This window comes from Desulfamplus magnetovallimortis (assembly GCF_900170035.1).
GTDB lineage: Bacteria > Desulfobacterota > Desulfobacteria > Desulfobacterales > Desulfobacteraceae > Desulfamplus > Desulfamplus magnetovallimortis.
In genome coordinates this window covers 229,994-248,253 of record NZ_LT828542.1, presented here as the reverse complement: position 1 = coordinate 248,253, position 18,260 = coordinate 229,994, and the positions used below count along the sequence as shown (strand labels likewise).

Genomic DNA, 18,260 nt, shown 5'->3' with positions numbered 1-18,260 from the left:
AAGCCGGATTTCACAAGTTGTTAATCTCCATTCGATCATTTCACAAAAAACTTCATCTTTGTAAGGGCATCACAAAGATGCATGAAAGTCTTTATAATAAAGTGTTTATAATTTTTTAGTCGATTAAAAATAAAAGTATCTTACTTTTACTTTATGAAGAATTTTCTTTGGCAGCACGACAACAGTTTGAATGAACTAATTGCAATATTGTCTGCTGTATTATTTGTAAGAGTAAGATTAATTTTAGAAAATGCGTTCAGTATTGATTCTCTCTGCAGAAGGCTTTGTTGTGGTTTTCTAGGGGTTTCAGGATGCATATCAGAAAGTTCCGCATTTTTTCTTTTAATGAGCGCTTAACAACAAATTCTATAAGAGCTATAACCCTGACACATAGGGTAAGTAGGTATGTCATTTCTTAAATCTGGTCATCCTTTTTGACAAACAATGGAGCTATGTTGAGCCGGCCTTTTAGCCTGCTGAAAATACGTTCTACCCGGTTTCATTTCGATATGACAAAATAGCATCATGAAAAGAAAGCTTCTCCAGGTCACGATTTGTTATAATTGTTGTCCAGCCGAATCGATTTTTTTTTCATCTGTAAATTTTTATTCCTCTTTTTCAACAGAAATAATTTGGTAACGGATTTTTTCCACAACTGTTTTGTCACGGTTAGCTGCTCCTCGGTGCACTCCCGCCACCACTTTGATCCTATTTTGCTTGATTTAAAGTAGTATATACTCAAACAAGGGTCTTTAACTGATATTGAGCAGTATATTGATTCGAAATTCAGTAACAAAAAGCATTTCAATAAAGCTATTTATCGTTCGTTAGTTTTGATTCATATCAACATCCAATTTATAATCAAAGTAGTCGCTGAAGAACAACATAATTTCTTTACCGTGAAAATGGATACAAATTTTCATATTCGGGGGTGGCTGAATCACAGCCATGTCCATTTACCATGGAAATGGATAACAATTCTCATCTTTGAGGGCTACATCTCAGGCATGGCCGTTTAGTGCTGTTGATAAATAACCAAAATGATTATTGGTAGCTAAAATACAGTGATTTTTAAACATTCATTTTGTATCTATTGTTTGTTCAGATCAAGGTTTTTATTTGCAAATAATTGACTCTCATATACAGTTTTAATGATGAGGGATGCCAGACAATGAAGCCTATAAAACTTGAAGTTGCTGTTGTGGATATGGAAATATAATAATTGATTCAAGTAAAAAGCTCTGAGAATTGAACTATTGATGCTTCCAAAATGGGGCATGAAAGTTGCTTATTTTAGTTCTAAAAGGAATAAAATTTATGAAAGATCAAAACAGTGCTTTTACACTCATTGAAGTAATGGTTGTAGTGGCAATAATAAGTATTGTAACTGCCATGGCAGTCCCCAATATTATTGATTGGTTACCAGATCACCGCTTAAAAGTTGCGGTGAGAGAGCTTTACAGCAATATGCAGTTTGCAAAATTAAGTGCAGTAAAAGAGAATAAAACATGGAAGATTTTTTTTGATGCCGGTGGCTATGAGATTTGCTCTGACCCTGGACCAGATGGCCTTTGGGGAGATAGTACTCCAGCGGATAGAGTGGATAACATTGTTGCAAGGTCAGTTATTTTTGAGCATGGTATAAAGTATGGAAAGGGGAGTTCCACTAAAAACGTTTCTGGTTCTGCCTGGTCGTCAAGCCCGCCGCCATTAGCTGAGCTTGTAAGTTATACCCCCAATCCAGTTCTGACACTTAATTCACGAGGGACTTCTAATAGTGGTTATATCTATCTTGACAATGCTAAAAATGATCGTAGCTACTGTGCAGGAACATTTTCTACGGGAATGATTATCATGAAAAAATGGAACGGAACGGACTGGGATTGAGGTTAAACCTATGGATTCAAACATAAAAAAAAGTGCTATTGCTGGTTTTACATTAATCGAGATTCTAATATCCCTGGCAATTTCCGGTATTTTGATGTCAGGTGTTTATGTATCCTATCTTTCTCAAAACAAATCCTATGAGACCCAGCAAAGAGTTATTGAGATGCAGCAGAATCTTAGAAATGCAATGTATCACATAACACGGGACATCAGGATGGCAGGCTTTAATCCTACAGGTAGTGCTGCTGTTGCAGGTATAACCTATGTTGATTTTGAAGATCTGGATGGTAATCTTGATGATACTGATGGATATGCCTATGATGATTTAACCGCTTTTTCCACTCTCACGTTTATCCGTGATGATAGTGAAGATGGAATCGTTGACTCCGGAGAAACCATAATTTATGGTCTGTATGACTATCCTGTCTCTTCACCAAACACCATTGTTGATCTTTATAAAGATGAGGGCGCAGGACGACAGTTACTGGCTCAAGGAATTGAAGCCATAGGATTTGCCTATGCCTTTGATTCAGACCCTGTTGATACAGATGGCGATGGCGCTACGGATACATATGGTAATGGAAGCATTGATATGGATGCCTCTAATAACATCATATGGGCAATTGATTCTGATAATGATCAGTTTCTGGACAAGGCTCTGGATACAGATGCGGATGGTGATATCGATATGTCCGACACCCCCGGAGGCATTGCAATAAATTCGGTTACAACATACGACCTTACAGAGATCGGTAACAAGGTAGATATTAAGAGGATTATGGCCGTTAAAATATGGATTCTTGCCAAAGCAATAAAAAAAACAGAAGGGTATTCTTGCTCAGGCCAGACTTATGTCGTGGGTAACAAACGGGTTGCTCCGGTTCCGCCGGATGACGATGAGTATATGCGTCGCCTGATGGTAAATACTGTGATGTGCAGGAATGCGGCGTTGTGATTTCTATTTTGCAGCCTAAATCAAAAAATTTATGTAAATTAAAAAACAACGTGAGGAATTCTTTATGATATCTGCAAACTTGAATTCAAAAGGTTTTACAATACTGGAGGTAATGATTGCCCTTGCAATTTTGACCTTTGGTATTCTTGCTGTAGCCAATATGCAGTTGATGTCCACAGGTGAAAACAGAAATTCCAGACTCATAACTGAATCTGCTACTTTTGGTGCTGAGAAAATTGAACAGCTACTGGGCTTAAGCTACAGGGATTCTCTTTTGGATGATGGGACGGATGTTACTGAAGTATTTCATGATCACTCATCTTCAGAAGAATATACCATTAACTGGAAAGTGTCGGATGCAGTAAACAATACTGATCCAAATCTTGTCACATTGAAGAATACAAAACAGATAGATGTTCTGGTTACCTGGGATAATAAAGGAAAAACGTCAAAATTTGAATCTACTTATTATAAAACATATAAGCTCAAGAGGTGATCCGGATGAAAGAAAAGATGGCGTATTATAATAAGAAGTTAAAAAATAATGATGGCTCCACCATACTTGCGGTTATGTTGATTCTGGTGATTCTGACCGTAATCGGCATATCTGCAATGAATAATTCAACCACTGAATATCAGATTGCAGTTAATGACAGGCAGTACAAGACTGCCTTCTATACTGCGGACAGCGGCACCGAGCTTGGCAGGGAGCTTATTGAGCAAAATATTGCATGTCCACAGGGTTTTACCCAACTGACATTTGGAGGCTTGACAGTTGTCAGGCCAAGGTTTGCCATGGATGGCATAAATCCTGGAATTGAAGACGCTAACGGCAATAATGCTCTTGATTCCGGAGAGGATCAAGATGGAGATGGGATTCTTGATAAGACACCCAGTGAATCCACATCCGTTGTTGACGGCTTAACTCAAAGGGATATTCATTTTCCACCAAGCGATACCGGTCCCCATACAAACATCACGGCTGAAGAAAAAACGGTCAAGTTTATTGCCGGAAACTCAATGTTAATGGCCGAAGGCTATTCTGGTATGGGCAAAGGCTCAGGTTCTGGCGGTGCTCAGAAAATATATGATATTCATTCCCAGTTTGAGCATAGAAGCAGAAGAAGCTGTGCCAATATAATTATTGAATATCGTCATATTATCGGGACACAAGGTGATTGTGAATATTAATTTTTTCCGTGGGAATAGATGAAAATGATTCTCCAAAAAGTGTAAACTGAAAATAAATAATTCCTTCTTTTGGGGATTTATAAACAGGAGAAAAATAATGAATAACAATATAAAAATTAACCGTCAAGGCCATCATCAGCCGTCCCGAAGCATAAAAATGAGTCGTGATTTTTTTATGGTAAAAATAGTTTTGATTGCCTTTTTTCTGTTTTTTATCTCTTTGCCTCTTTTTTCTTCAGGCCCTTCAGCAGTATGGTCTGAAGGAACTGTTACAGGAACTCCAGAGATGATTAATTCAGTCTATTTTATTCAAATTGATGGTACTCTATATAGAATAATGCCTGATACACCAATTTATTACAGACATGAAATAGCTTCAGGTATATATAATGAAGATCTTGTTTCTATTTATGCAATCATGAAACACCAGAAAATTCTGATAAAAGCCTGGCAGCAAGATATATATCAGATCATTTTATTATAAAGGGGGATGCAGTATGTATAATAAAACAAAAATAATTAAATGGAGCATCATTTTTGTAATTGGTATTACTGTTGCTTCCTTGTTTAGTTTGAGAGAACAAAAGGTTTTTGCTGCAAACTCAACTGATTATACATCGTCTCCACCATTTGTCACAGCAGGAGTACCGCCGCTTGTAATGCTTGTTATGGGTAAAAACCACAAGCTTTACTATGAAGCATATAATGACGCATCTGATCTCAATGAAGATGGTGTGCTGGATGTTGGCTATAATCCTGCTATAGAGTATTATGGATACTTTGATTCTTATAAATATTATACGTATTCCAGTACCAACTCACGATTTGAACCAGCGGGTGTCGCAGCAGACAAAAAAGCCCCTGCCGGAGCTTACTGGAGTGGAGATTTTCTCAACTATCTCACCATGAGTCGAATGGATTGCCTTAGAAAGGTTTTGTACGGAGGATTTCGATCAACTGACACTGCAACTGAGACTGTTCTTAAAAGGGCATATATTCCGCAGGATGCCCATTCATGGGGCAAAGAATATGAAAGCGTAGCAGTAAATGGCTTTAATATTGAAGATTATACACCGTTGTCACTTCCTGTTTCCGGTACCCGACATCTTTTTGCCTGCACAACCCTTTCAGACAATGGAGACCCACTTCTCAGAGTATTGCCGAACAACACCCACAGAATTTGGGAGTGGGTAGCCAAAGAGAGGCCTGTCTGTGACAGCTCTCTGGTCTCGTCAGGAACTGTATATTCTTCCCATCCTGCAAACCATCTGGAATTCACAAACATGGTAGATATGTTTGCCAATGCTGATCATTTTCAGGGAACAACGTCTAATAATGTTATTGATACAGATAATGATAATTTAAGTGATACCAACCCTTTTGATAGCAATAATGACAACTATTTGACTATTTTTACGGGTACAATTAATGTGTTAAGTGACGATACCTACAAGTTTGCAGTTGATGGTGACGATGCAGTGGAAGTTATCATTGATGGAACGGTTGTTGCCGGATGGTATGGAGGTCATGGAAAATGCACCTGTAATACCCACCAGGGCAGTATAGATCTGACTGCCGGAGATCATACGATTGTATTCAGACACGAAGAGATGACAGGGGGAGATAACTATTATCTTCGATGGAATCAGGGCAACAGCATAGATACGTGGGAGTCTGTTCCTGCTGCAAGATTTCCTTCCGGCTTGACACAAAATTTTTACGGCCTTGAAACATCCGCAAGTACCATTACTGATTATAAGGTCTATGTTAAGGTGTGTGATCCTTTAGTTGGTCTGGAATCCAATTCACAGCTATATTCAGAGTCAGATGGCTCAAATCCTGTTTTTAAACCTGTTGGCATACTTCAGAAATATGGTGAAACAGATCGTATGTATTTTGGGCTTATTTCTGGATCATATAAAAAGAATACATCCGGCGGTGTTCTACGTAAGAATATTCGCTCAATAAGGGATGAAATTAATCCGGATACCGGTGAGTTCATCTATAAAGACAGTGCCACAAATGAGGGTATAATAAAAACAATAGACCTTTTCAGGATTGTGGATTTCACTTATAGTAACCATCAGTACAATTCTAATTGTGGATGGATAGCCACCCGTCCCGTTAACGAAGGTGAGTGTCGTATGTGGGGCAATCCCACAGCAGAAATGATGTATGAAGCAATGCGTTATTTTTCTGGGTCAGCTGCACCGACACCTGAATTCACTTATGGGACAGACTCAAGCTATGATGACAATGAGCTTGGCTTGCCGAAACCGGCATGGATTGATCCTTATTTGATGGAGGATATTGATGCAGACGGAGTACTGGATTCCGGAGAGGATCTTAATAGCAATGGCCTGCTGGACGGTTTTGATTACTGTGCAAAACCCTTTGTTCTTGTACTGAGTGATATCAACCCCACCTTTGACTCAAATCAACTTCCAGGATCTGCTTTTGGAACTGTCACTACTTCCCTTGGTACAATGAATGTGACAACTCTTGGTGATCTTATCTCAACCCAGGAGGGGGGGATAGGGTCTCATTTTATTGGTCAGTCCTCTACATTTGACGGGGCATGTACCCCTAAAACAGTTGCCGGTTTTGGCAGTATCCGTGGACTTTGCCCTGAAGAACCCACAAAACAGGGTAGCTACTACTCTGCTGCTGTAGCGTATTATGGAAACAAGGAAGATCTTCATTCCGTAACAAATGAACAGAAAGTTTCTACTTACTGCGTAGGTTTGGCATCTCCACTTCCAACTATTGATATCAAAGTCGGTACCGGCACCATAACCCTGGTTCCCTTTGCCAAATCAGTTGGAGGTTATAGTATTTCCGCAAGTCAGGGCAGTTTCCAGCCAACTAATACAATTGTTGATTTTTTTGTGGAGAGTGTTGGAAAAACTTCAGGAAAATTCAGGATTAACTATGAAGACGTGGAGCAAGGTGCCGATCATGATATGGATGCTATTGTAGAATACACATATCAGGTATATGATGCAAACGGTGACCCTCTTCCGGTTGATGGAGATCCTGCCAATGGCGTTGAAGTTCGTGTCTCACTGAACTCAGCTTATGCCGCTGGTAGTATTATACAGCATATGGGCTACATTGTTTCAGGCTCAACCCAGGACGGGACATATCTTGAAGTGAGAGATGAGGATACAGGTGCAAGTTCTGATCCAGATTACTTCCTTGACACCCCTCCGGGTGTTTTACCAGGTGGAAGTTGGAATGACGGAACAGCTCTTCCCCTGACTGCATCAAGGACTTTTTATCCTGGGACTTCCGCATCTGCTACATTTTTAAAGAATCCTCTCTGGTATGCAGCAAAATGGGGTGGTTTCCAGGATTATAATGATAATGATCTTCCAGATCAACAGGATGAATGGGATGATGATGGAGACGGGAAACCAGATACCTATTTTTATGTTCAAAATGCATTGAAGCTGGAACAGCAGCTAAATCAATCTTTTTCGGATATTTTAAGAAGAACCGCTTCAGGTACGGCTGCATCTGTTATTTCCCAGTCAAGATCAGGAGAAGGAGCTGTCTATCAGGCTGTTTTTTATCCTGAATACAAAGATCGCCTTGCAAATACAGTAAGTTGGGTTGGGTCTGTCCATGCATTGTTTGTTGACAGTTACGGAAATATGCGTGAAGATTCAAATTCAAACGATACCCTTGATATTACAGCCCCTGATAGTGCTCCTGATTTGGCATCTGCTCCAGATACGGATAGGGTTATCGTTTTTGATGGTACCGTTGTTAAAAAGTTCAAGCACCAAGGGGAAGGGATGGTTGATCTTACCGGAATCCCTGAATTTACCGGAACCATTGATGATGTAAAATTTTTGTGGAAGGCCACTGAGTGGCTCAACGAATTGACGCCTGCACAGGCTATTACACAGAGACTTTATAACCAGCCCACAAGCAATCGTTATATTTTTACATTTATAGATAACAACCCAGATACAACCGATGATAATACAGATATTGACATGGTTGCGGAAAGTGGAGAAAAAGTTGCATTTGAATGTGATACGGTATCGGATTCTGACTTGACAGACGTTACAAAAATATTTCCTTATTTAAACCTATTTCCAACATTTGAAGATGAGCCTCTGATCGCTTATGATGGAAGTTTTATATCCATTGATTCATTCAGGGCAGAGACCAGTGATTTTAATGATTTTTTGAAACATCAGTCAGAAAGACTTGTAAATTACATAAGAGGGGCAGATCAGGGAGAATATATTTCAACCGGGACTTCTGCCACATATATTCTACCCTCTTTCAGGAGCAGGCAGGCGGATTATGATGAAGATGGTGATATTAATACCTGGCGTTTGGGTGATATTGTCTATTCCACTCCTACCGTTGTTGGAAGACCGGCAGAAAATTACCATCTTCTTTATGGTGATGAGTCTTATGCATTTTTTCTTTCCAAGTTTCTAAAAAGGCGTCAGGTTGTATATGCTGGCTCCAATGATGGATTGTTCCATGCATTTAACGCTGGCTTTTATGACAGCACTCTGAAAAAGTTTGACACTAAGGAGGATCTGAATGGTGATGGAGTCGATGATGCCATTGAGTTTGCTCTTGGTTCAGAACTTTGGGCATATGTTCCATATAATCTTCTCCCGCATCTCTACTGGCTCACTGAAGATGATTATCCCCATGTATATTATAATGATCTTCAGCCCAAGATATTTGATGCTAAAATACTACCTGATGGTACTCATTATACTGATACTGATGGACAGCCCAACTGGGGGACATTTCTTGTAGGTGGTATGCGCCTTGGTGGAGGCAGAATCATAGCTGATATGAATAAAACCGATGGTGCTTTGCCCAAAAGCGAGGACCTGAATGCCAATGGTGTTCTGGATGCAGGTGAAGATACCAATGGAAACGGTAAGCTTGATGGAGATCGGGTCATGACTTCGGCATATTATATTTTTGATATAACCGACCCTGAAACAGAACCTGTTCTTATTGCAGAAATTTCGCTGAACCAGATGGGCTATACTCTTTGTAATCCAACAATTGTACCCATTAAATCAGTGGACTCAGAGACTCCCAATGACTGGTACCTGGTATTTGGTTCGGGTCCAGCAGACAGTTCAGGTTATGCCGCAGCAGGAACATCGGGTTCCAAGGCATTAACACATGCTGTCAGTGAACAGACCGGAAAGTTGTTTGTTGTAGATCTTAAAGCACTTGTTCATGACGGAGAGCTGAAAGTTCTTGACGGAAATGGAATTTTACAGGGAGTCAGTGCTGCATCCGGAACGCATTATTATCAGGAACTTGACGATGATGCTATGATTTCTGATCCTGTTACTGTGGACTATGATCTTGATTACAGTGCAGATGTTGTCTATTTCGGCACAGTGGAGGGTGATCACACATCCGGTTGGGGTGGTAAACTCAGAAGACTTGTAATTGACAATGACAGTGATACTGCAAACTGGGATGGAGACAGCATTCTTTTTGACACAAGTACCAGAACTGCATTGACAGAGGGACAACCTATTACTTCAGAGGCCAATGCAACAATTGATGACCGAGGTAGAATGTGGGTTTACTTCGGAACTGGCAGATACTACGTAAAAAGTGATGAAGCCATCAGTACCCAACAGACGTTTTACGGAATTGTTGAGCCATTTGATGACCTGGAAACTGATGAAGATGAACCCGGATTTCAGTATAAAACAACAGATGAAACCTTTAACTGGGATGAAGTTGTTGATACATTGCTGATAGATGTCTCTTCCGCTGAAATATTGGATGACAAAACAGTAAACAATATTACAGGTATTACGAGTTGGGATTGGACAGACACAGATGAAGGTGAAGTTGGTTTGATTGACGAAGTCAACAAATTTACGGATGAGGGTGGTGGCTGGCTAATGGATTTTAGAACCGCTGCTTCTAATTTTGTTGATATTTCAGAAAAAGAGCGCAGTTTGTCCCAGCCTGCCCTATTTGGTGAAATTTTGACATTTTCTTCATATACTCCATCTGGAGAGATGTGTTCTTTTGAGGGAACCAGTAACCTTTATGCTCTTTATTATAAAACAGGGACACCATATTTTGAATCGGTTGTGGGTTTTGACAATGAAGATGAGAATAGTGGTAATGATGATGGGGTTATTGACATTGGTGAACGCAAAATGAAAAAAATGCTTCCTCTTGGTAAAGGGCTTGCTGGAACTCCTAACATTCACTCTGGCGAAGATGACGGTACCAAAGCATATATTCAAACCAGTACAGGAGATATTATTACGATTAAGCAGATTAATCCCGGAGTTATTTATTCAGGTGTAGTTACCTGGAAAGAGGGTGGTGAGGAGTGCCCATGATGTGGCTCAATTTTTTTTAGTTTTGTTGGAAAGTCACCATAAAAAAGTATTGTAATTCAAATGTTTTTATGCATGGTTGTGATCAGCAGGTCATCATGACGGTTTGTTAGAAAGTCTCCATAAAATACTGATATGTCATGGCTTTCATGCATCGTTGTGATGCCCTCGCTATCATGATGGTTTATTAGAAAATTTTCATAATTGCTTTTTTTAAAAATTTTTTTATATTTTGTTGTGTAAATATTCGGTCCCATATTGCTACACAATATCTTCTGTTTTAATACAACAAAAAGATAAACATCTCTCAATATACTGTATGACAAACGGAGTAATCCGAATATTTATCTTCGATTGAAAAGGCAGGTGATAAAAACATGTTTTCAATTCATATTATTAAATTGCAGAGCCTTACAAAAGAAGCGAAAAAAAGGGTATATGGTGTCAATTCAAATAATTTATATTGTCGCAATAAGTATTTATAATAACATGGATGTCAAGGAGCAATATGCGATTTATAGTTAATATTTTGGTAGTGATTTGTTTATTGATCACTACCTTTGCTGGTTTTGTGTCTGCTGAGTATTTTCGTTATGTAGATGAGAACGGGAATGTTCTGTTTACAGATGATCTTTCCAAAATACCGAGAGATAAATATGACGATTTGCAAATAACAAAAGGAATTGAAACTCAAACCAACAAAAACAAAACAGAGAATTTAGATGAAGAGCCTGATAATATTAATAACAAGCATTTGAATGAAAACAAAAAATCACTTGATGAAAAAGCAGAAGAACTTCAAAAAATGAAAGAACAGTTTGATAAGGAATATCAAGAACTTACTGTTGAAGCTTCAGAACTTGCAGGTCAAAAGATAAACAGAAATAACAGAAAGGCTGTGGAAGAATATAATAAAAAAATAACAGAGATTAACCAGAGAATACAAGCTTTTCAGCTCAAAAGAGAGTCATATACGCAGAAAATTGAAGAATATAACTCAAAGACAAATAAAAACAATATCTCTCAACCTTGATTTAAAATCAGTGGTTTGTCAGCATCAGCACTAAATTTTAAGGTTAGCTTTGTTCATGGTAGGATATAACGGCCATGGCATGCCTATCTGCCACAACGAAGGATGAAAGCCCTCAAGAACCTTAAAAAACGGGGTTTTTTTAAAAAACGGCCATGCCCACGGCCACAACGAATAACGAAACGTAGGCTCTACCCCCCTACAGTTTAATATACAAGTACAATCCATGATCAAAACAGGCTTGAAGCATGGAGGTGTCCGGGGGTGAGGTAGTTTGTTTTATAATTCTGCTTTTTTTATAATTTCTTTAATTTGGTCAATTTTATTTATGTCAGAAATGTTTGGAAAAGTCAGATAGGGAATTATGGATTCTTCATATTGTTTTACTATCTTATAATTATTTTCTGGCCATTCACTGTATTGCTCTTCAAATGTCCCATCAAATGGAAAAAATAGATGCACAGGGCTGTTGTCTGATATGATTTTGCCATTTTTCACCATTTTATCTATCTGCTTTGATGCCATTGAAAAGGATGTTAGCATTTTAATAGGGTTATCAAGCCCGGTTGCTATTAATTGGTTCCTATTTTGTTGTAATATATTGAAAAGGTGAATAAAATCAATCTCAAAAGGGGATGGGGTTGAGAGCAGTATTACATAACCATTATCTATTCTCCATAATGATGTTTCTTTAAAAACAGATTTAAATGTTTTAATGATTGATAGAAATTGTGCTTCATTGATTCCGTGGAACGGTAGCCACTGACAAAAAATCCCCTCCTTGTCCAATCTCGTTTTTACAAGTTGATAAAATTCTTTGGTATATAGTACCCATGAATCATAGGATCTTGGATGGGTTGCATCTGATATGATAAACGAATATTGCTTATCGTTTGACAATAGATAGTGCCTTGCATCATCAACATGAAATGATATATTGTTTTTTTCTATGATGTTATCATTTTCAAAAGAAAAAAATTTAGATATGGGTTTTGTATGCTTGACAAGATCGACACAATCTACTCTGTCTGCAAATAGAGTTGCAGCATTAGCAGTAATGCCAGCTCCAAATGTTATGATAAGGGCATTTTGATTGTTTCTTGACAGTGCTCCTGAAATTACTCCAAGGAGTTTTAATGTCTGGACCGAAAGAAAAGTCGTATCAACTTCTGGAATTCCATTGATATAAAGAACGCGGTGTTTGTCAGGACGTTGAAAAATTGTGATTGTGGAAGCAGTTTCTTCTTTATAATATATTAGTTGGCTTTGAGGTTCCAGGTTGGAGTATTTTTTTTCAAAAAAATTGTCAGGAGGAATAAAAAGCATAGTTATGATAATTAGGATAAATATAAAGACATGGGCAGTTTTATAGTATTTTTTATTGGTCGTTAAAAAGATTATAAGATAACCTGCTGAAAAGTTTGAAATATAAAGGGCTGTCAATGAATTTTTTATTCCTAACATTGGAATAAGGCAAAATGTTGATAGTAAAATTCCTGTTACAGATCCAATTGTATTAATACCAAATATTTTTCCTACTGCATCTCCTGCTTTATTTTTTGAAAGGCAGTTATATAAATTCATGGCAACAGGAACTGCCATTCCCATAAAAATCGTTGGTATTATGATAAATAGGGGAATGGTGCTGATTAAAAAATACCAGTATGTTGTTGTGCCAGGGATGGATTTTATATTAATAAAAAATGGTACACAAAATGAAGATATCGCAATGGATATATTAATCCATCCAAATACCATGAGGGTTTTATCTGGTTTTATATTAGGTAATGATATCAAAAAACTTCCCAAAGAGATTCCTACAAGAAAAATAGCTAATATCATCGTGAATGAATAAACTGAATTGTCTATGACTAAGATAAGAAGGCGTGTCCATATGATTTGATAGGAGAGGCTGCATAAACCAGATATGAATATGACGTAGAATATGGGATATTTATATTTGACCGGGATATTGATAGACTGGTTTTTGTTTTGTTCTTTTGTATTGATTACTGTTTTTGTGGTTGTCTTTGATTGTTGATGTTTTTTTGTTTTCCAGATAGCAAATGCAACCATTCCAATAATAATATTTATTGAAGCTGCTAAATATATTGTATTTAAATGTCCCAATGATTTTATTAAAAAAAAGCCTGTGAATAAAGCTCCAGTGACAGCGCCTATGGTATTTATTCCATAAAGGAGAGCCGCTTTACGGGCAAATTGTGTGGAATTTTGAATAATGGCATGACTTAATATTGCAAAAGTTCCTCCCATCATGAAGGTCGGAATAATAATTAATGAAGTGCTTGTTAGGTATCTAATGAATAGTTGTGTATGTGAAGATTTTGATGTAAATTGAGTAAGCATATTTTCTAAAGATGGGAATAGATAGAATATTAGTGGAAACAGAAGTCCATATAGACCTGTTGATATTTCTAATATTGCGAAATATTTAATTGCATGTAAAGGTTTGTGTCTTCTTATTTTATATCCCCAATATATGCTTCCAAGTGCCAGACCTGTCATAAAGGATGCAAGGATTGTGCTTGTGGAAAATATGGTATTTCCCATGACTAACACAAACATTCTGCTCCATATAATTTCATATACCAGACTACAAAATCCAGAACAGAAAAAAAGTATATATAGAGATATATTTTGGTATGATGGAGCGTGGGTTTTTTTGATCATAATAGTTCTCTTTCTTCTGCCTGGCAGGTCATTTTAAACTGATATCCAGCAAGGAGAATATATTTTTCAGGAATCTCAGTCCATCAAAGGCATCTCCGCGGCCTTCTCTTTATGTGTAGATATGGAGATGTACCCTTGCATTCCTTTGTAGTATCTCGCCACATATATAATATTTTGTAAAGCATCAGGCCTTGAGGTATTAGACACTATGAAGTATATCGTATTGACTATGTAAGTATTTTATTAAAGTTTAGCCAAAGTCAAGAGCATTTGTATTTTTTAATCGACTTACACAAAAAGCAGAGATGTTTTATTTAGCCAATCCAAACACAAAATTGACAACATAGGAAAATCGTTTTTTTTGGGGTAAATATTCGGAGTACTCTGTTTTTCATACATAACCCTTTTTGTGAGGCACCTTGCCACATGGTACCCCAGAGAGATCATGCTATGACGTTTTAAACAGTATAAACCTCCCCCATATGGATTCTGTTCTGACTCCTCGTGTGGAGCTTCCCCTTTCAAAGAAGAAGACGCTGGAAGAGACTCTCAGCAGTCTGCCGGGTGAGCTGATATGTAAAGATTCTCCGCCGGGTAATAAATATGGAGAGTGTGAGCTTGCGGACATTTTGAGGCTCTACTGGAGTGATTATCAACGAGACAACAGTGTTACCCCGAGGCAGCACAAGGTTCTTTCTGATACTCTGCACTGCCGCACCGGAGATTTTGGCTACAGCGTCAATATGTGTGACACATGCGGTCATACGGAGTTGTTTCCCAATTCATGCAGCAACAGCCATTGCCCGAAATGCCGGAGCCGAAAACGTCATAAGTGGGTGGATGTCCGCATGGATGAGCTTCTTCCTGTGCCGTACTTTCATTGTGTGTTTACACTTCCCAACCGGATTTTTTCTTTTTGTCTTTTCAATCAGAAGGTGGTGTACGATCATTTGTTCAGAAGCTTTGCAGACACGCTGCTGGCATTTGGACATGATCCTAAATGGGCCGGAGGAAAAACCGGTTTTTTCATGGTACTGCACACCTGGGGTCAGCAACTTCCTGTTCATCCCCATGTTCATTGCGTAATCCCCGGCGGAGCGTATGATGAAGCCACCGGAGAGTGGACAAATAAACAAGAAGAATTGATTACTCCAACAGTTCAAGACGAAAGAAATGAAAAAAATACATCTTTTAAAGAAGCTGATGACGAATCGAGAAAGGTTGAAACTGAATTTCTTAAAGAATTTGTCCTCAATGCACTTGAGCAATCAACTGATGATTCTGGATGGGCACAACTTGGAACTTTTGGAAGTTATTTGACTAAAATAGAGCCTGACTTTGATTCCAGACACTACGGTTTTAAAAAACTATCTGATCTTGTTAGAGCAAAAAATGATTTGTTTCTGACAGAAGAACGAGAAATAGAAAATTCTAATCACAAAGTATTGTAACTTCATGCAAAGTGAGAAAGGATCAAAGTGAAAAAACGCCTTCGTAAAAAGAAACACACTGGAGAGTATAAAGAGTTTGGAGTATCATTTGCAATAAAAAGAAATACCAAAGATAAATTTGACACCTTTCTTGATGATTTTCTTGAGCAGGCAGTTGAAGCAAATAATTGCTATTGCGGTGGTGGTGGAAAAGAGGAAAAATTCGAGGGGTTTATTGAGTTGGGTAGGCTGAGCAGCCAACCGGAAAATGCTTTGAAGCGAATTATTCATTGGTTAGGCTACCGCTCAGATGTTGAGAAGTATATTTTTGGTGAAATTGTGGATGCTTGGTATGGGCCACATGATGATATTGATCTGTAAACCGCGTGAACGGGTGGCTCGGAGGATATACTCAATCTGATTGAGACAATGCAAGACAAGAAGGTTACAATTCTGGTTGTGACTATTGCTCAAACGGATCATCAAATCCCGCCACTATATTACCTGAATTGAATTTGCATATCCCTCTTCTTCAATATCAAAGCCCATTTTGTGCTATGGATTTATGGGTAAATTTTGAATTTGCAAGCTAAAGTAACGGTGATATGCTTTGGAAACTATCAGGCTTTGGGCAGAAATAATGGCTTAAGCATAATCTATAGCATGATTTTCTGATAAAAGGATTCTCGCGATTTTTTATCATGTTAATCCTTAAGAAAGATGCTCATGTATAATAATTTTTTTTAAGATTTGGTAGATGGAAATTCAGCAACTGCTTGAATGGGAATTGATGCAGGTGCTTTTGTTTTTGATATTAACATTAAGCACATGCTATGCTTGATTATAAATTATGAATTATATTATAAATTGAATTATGATAAAAATAAAAAACTTAAGATAGATCGTAATCTTTGTTTTGAACAGGTTGTTATGCATATTGAAAGAGGGGATTTGCTTGATGTTGTTAGTCATCCAAAGCAGTCAAAATACCCAAACCAGCAAATACTTGTTGTCGAGATGAATGATTATGTTTACCTTGTACCGTTCATTGAGGATAACAATGGTAAATTTTTAAAGACAATAATCCCAAGCCGTAAAGCAACGAGAGATTATTTGGGAGGCAGAAATAATGACCAGGAATTTAAAACTTGACAGAGATGAGCAGGATTATCTTGAAACCTTTGAGAAGGGAGAATGGCAATCTGTTCAAGACGTGAAGGCAAAGATAAACGAACATCAGCAATTTGCAAGTAACACACTTAGAAACGATAAAAGAGTAAATATTAAAATATCATCGAAAGTTTTGGAAGAAATTCAAGTCCTTGCTGCTCAAAATGGAATCCCATATCACTCCTTTATCTCCAGTGTTCTTCATAGTTATGTTGCAGGTTCTCTCATAGAGAGGTAGTGCATTGTCAAAACTAATATACTTGCAAGGGGCTCGATGCTTATCATTCTCCGGATTGTTTTCATGTAATTCAGTGAATCGGAAAAGCCACTTCAGCAGCATTGGCTTCAAAAATAAAAAAAGGGTTGCTTCTAATATCGGCCATTTGTCTGAATCAGGATAAACAGGATACAAAAGATATTTAGGATGCTTGCCTTATCCTGTTAATCCTGGGTATCCTGATTCAGACAGCCTCACAAAAATTAACATTGGCCGAAATTAAAACCAACCCCGAAAATGCATATCCAAATGCGTTATAATCCTGCCTTATCCTGTTAATCCTGGGTATTCTGATTCAGACAGTATTAACAAGGCTCAAAAGATCATATGTTTCGATTTTAAGTATCTATCAGAGCAGTATCATATCTTGTATTGACATATTGTTTCCTGTGAAATACAATTTTGCCATGAAATATGAATTGAAAAGTACCAAAAATTTCAATAAATGGTTCAGCAAGTTAAGAGACGTTGTTGCTAAAAGAAAGATGCTGGCACGCTTTGCTCTCATGGAAAATGGTCATTTTGGCGACTTTAAGCAACTTGGCAGCAATCTATATGAACTTAGGTACTTCTTAGGCTGTGGCTTCGTGTCTATTATACCATCTGTAATCAACAGATTGTCCTTTTACTGGTTGGCGGAGACAAATCGAGCCAGCAAAATGACATAAAAAAAAGCAAAAGTCTTCTGGATGAATTGGAGTAAATATTATGCCGATTGAAACTTTCCATTTTGATATTGCCGAACATCTGAAAACAGATGAGGACATCCGTGAGTTCCTTAAGGAAACCGCAATTACTGGTGATGCATCTTATTTTATTCACGCCTTGAATATTGCTACGAGAGCCAAGGGAATGACTGAAATAGCAAAGCAAACAGGCGTGAGTCGAGCCAGTTTATACAAATCCTTGTCAGACAGCGGTAATCCTAGGTTTGATACCATCATCAAAATAGTCAATGCTTTGGGTTGTAAGATTGCTATTGCCTGAATTATACAGGCACTGAGAGGAAGCCATTTCTGCACAGTTTAATGTTGGAGATATTTTCTGCTGCTTTGATGTTGCAAATTTATTTATTCCGAAATTTATGTGGGAATTCAGGTATCCTGATCTTTATACTTTGGAACAGGATGAAGCCAGAGCATAGATTATGGCTATAATGGCAAATCCCTTGCTGGCAGATGAAAAGGATATCTCCGATTACCTTGAATATCTTCATCAATTACTAAGTCATTAAATCAAGCAGGAAAAAACAAATATGATT

General features: G+C 37.9%; 13 protein-coding genes. 12 read left to right on the top strand and 1 reads right to left on the bottom strand.

The features are described from left to right. Positions 1–1,317: 1,317 nt before the first annotated feature. From MTBBW1_RS07770 to MTBBW1_RS07735, 7 genes are all read left to right on the top strand, one after another. Entirely contained in the window at positions 1,318–1,887 is a 570-nt protein-coding gene (locus tag MTBBW1_RS07770; protein WP_080801597.1) for a GspH/FimT family pseudopilin, read from the top strand. A gap of 10 nt (positions 1,888–1,897) precedes the next feature. Further along, complete coding sequence (locus MTBBW1_RS07765; protein ID WP_080801595.1) at positions 1,898–2,842, top strand: PilW family protein; 945 nt, start codon at positions 1,898–1,900, stop codon at positions 2,840–2,842. A gap of 64 nt (positions 2,843–2,906) precedes the next feature. After that, positions 2,907–3,338, top strand: a complete 432-nt coding sequence (locus tag MTBBW1_RS07760) for a type IV pilus modification PilV family protein (RefSeq protein ID WP_080801592.1) — start codon at positions 2,907–2,909, stop codon at positions 3,336–3,338. Between the two features lie 5 nt (positions 3,339–3,343). Next, positions 3,344–4,033 carry a pilus assembly PilX family protein gene (locus tag MTBBW1_RS07755; RefSeq protein ID WP_080801590.1) on the top strand — a complete coding sequence of 230 codons (690 nt, stop codon included), beginning with the start codon at positions 3,344–3,346 and terminating at the stop codon, positions 4,031–4,033. A gap of 97 nt (positions 4,034–4,130) precedes the next feature. After that, positions 4,131–4,517, top strand: a complete 387-nt coding sequence (locus tag MTBBW1_RS07750) for a hypothetical protein (RefSeq protein ID WP_080801587.1) — start codon at positions 4,131–4,133, stop codon at positions 4,515–4,517. 13 nt (positions 4,518–4,530) lie between these two features. Further along, positions 4,531–10,404: a PA14 domain-containing protein gene (locus tag MTBBW1_RS07745; protein ID WP_080801585.1), complete on the top strand. Its 5,874-nt coding sequence runs from the start codon at positions 4,531–4,533 to the stop codon at positions 10,402–10,404. Between the two features lie 505 nt (positions 10,405–10,909). Next, a complete protein-coding gene (locus MTBBW1_RS07735; protein ID WP_080801577.1) occupies positions 10,910–11,434 on the top strand; it encodes a DUF4124 domain-containing protein in 525 nt (174 codons plus the stop codon). A gap of 276 nt (positions 11,435–11,710) precedes the next feature. Here MTBBW1_RS07735 and MTBBW1_RS07730 read toward each other — a convergent pair whose 3' ends face one another. Then, positions 11,711–14,122, bottom strand: coding sequence for a fused MFS/spermidine synthase (locus tag MTBBW1_RS07730; RefSeq protein ID WP_080801573.1), 2,412 nt, complete (start codon positions 14,120–14,122; stop codon positions 11,711–11,713). Positions 14,123–14,541: 419 nt separating this feature from the next. Here MTBBW1_RS07730 and MTBBW1_RS07725 point away from each other — a divergent pair, with 419 nt between their 5' ends. The 5 genes from MTBBW1_RS07725 (at position 14,542) to MTBBW1_RS07700 (ending at position 17,986) form a co-directional block, all read left to right on the top strand. Beyond that, positions 14,542–15,573, top strand: a complete 1,032-nt coding sequence (locus MTBBW1_RS07725; protein WP_139786699.1) for an IS91 family transposase — start codon at positions 14,542–14,544, stop codon at positions 15,571–15,573. Positions 15,574–15,600: 27 nt separating this feature from the next. After that, on the top strand, positions 15,601–15,933 hold the full coding sequence (locus MTBBW1_RS07720; protein ID WP_186441154.1) for a 50S ribosome-binding protein YggL: 333 nt from the start codon (positions 15,601–15,603) through the stop codon (positions 15,931–15,933). 399 nt (positions 15,934–16,332) lie between these two features. Next, positions 16,333–16,704, top strand: coding sequence for a hypothetical protein (locus tag MTBBW1_RS07715; RefSeq protein WP_222424010.1), 372 nt, complete (start codon positions 16,333–16,335; stop codon positions 16,702–16,704). Continuing rightward, on the top strand, positions 16,682–16,960 hold the full coding sequence (locus MTBBW1_RS07710) for a CopG family antitoxin (RefSeq protein ID WP_080801554.1): 279 nt from the start codon (positions 16,682–16,684) through the stop codon (positions 16,958–16,960). Before MTBBW1_RS07715 ends, MTBBW1_RS07710 begins: the two co-directional genes overlap by 23 nt. Before the next feature lie 747 nt (positions 16,961–17,707). After that, positions 17,708–17,986: an addiction module antidote protein gene (locus MTBBW1_RS07700; RefSeq protein ID WP_080801551.1), complete on the top strand. Its 279-nt coding sequence runs from the start codon at positions 17,708–17,710 to the stop codon at positions 17,984–17,986. Positions 17,987–18,260 lie beyond the last annotated feature (274 nt).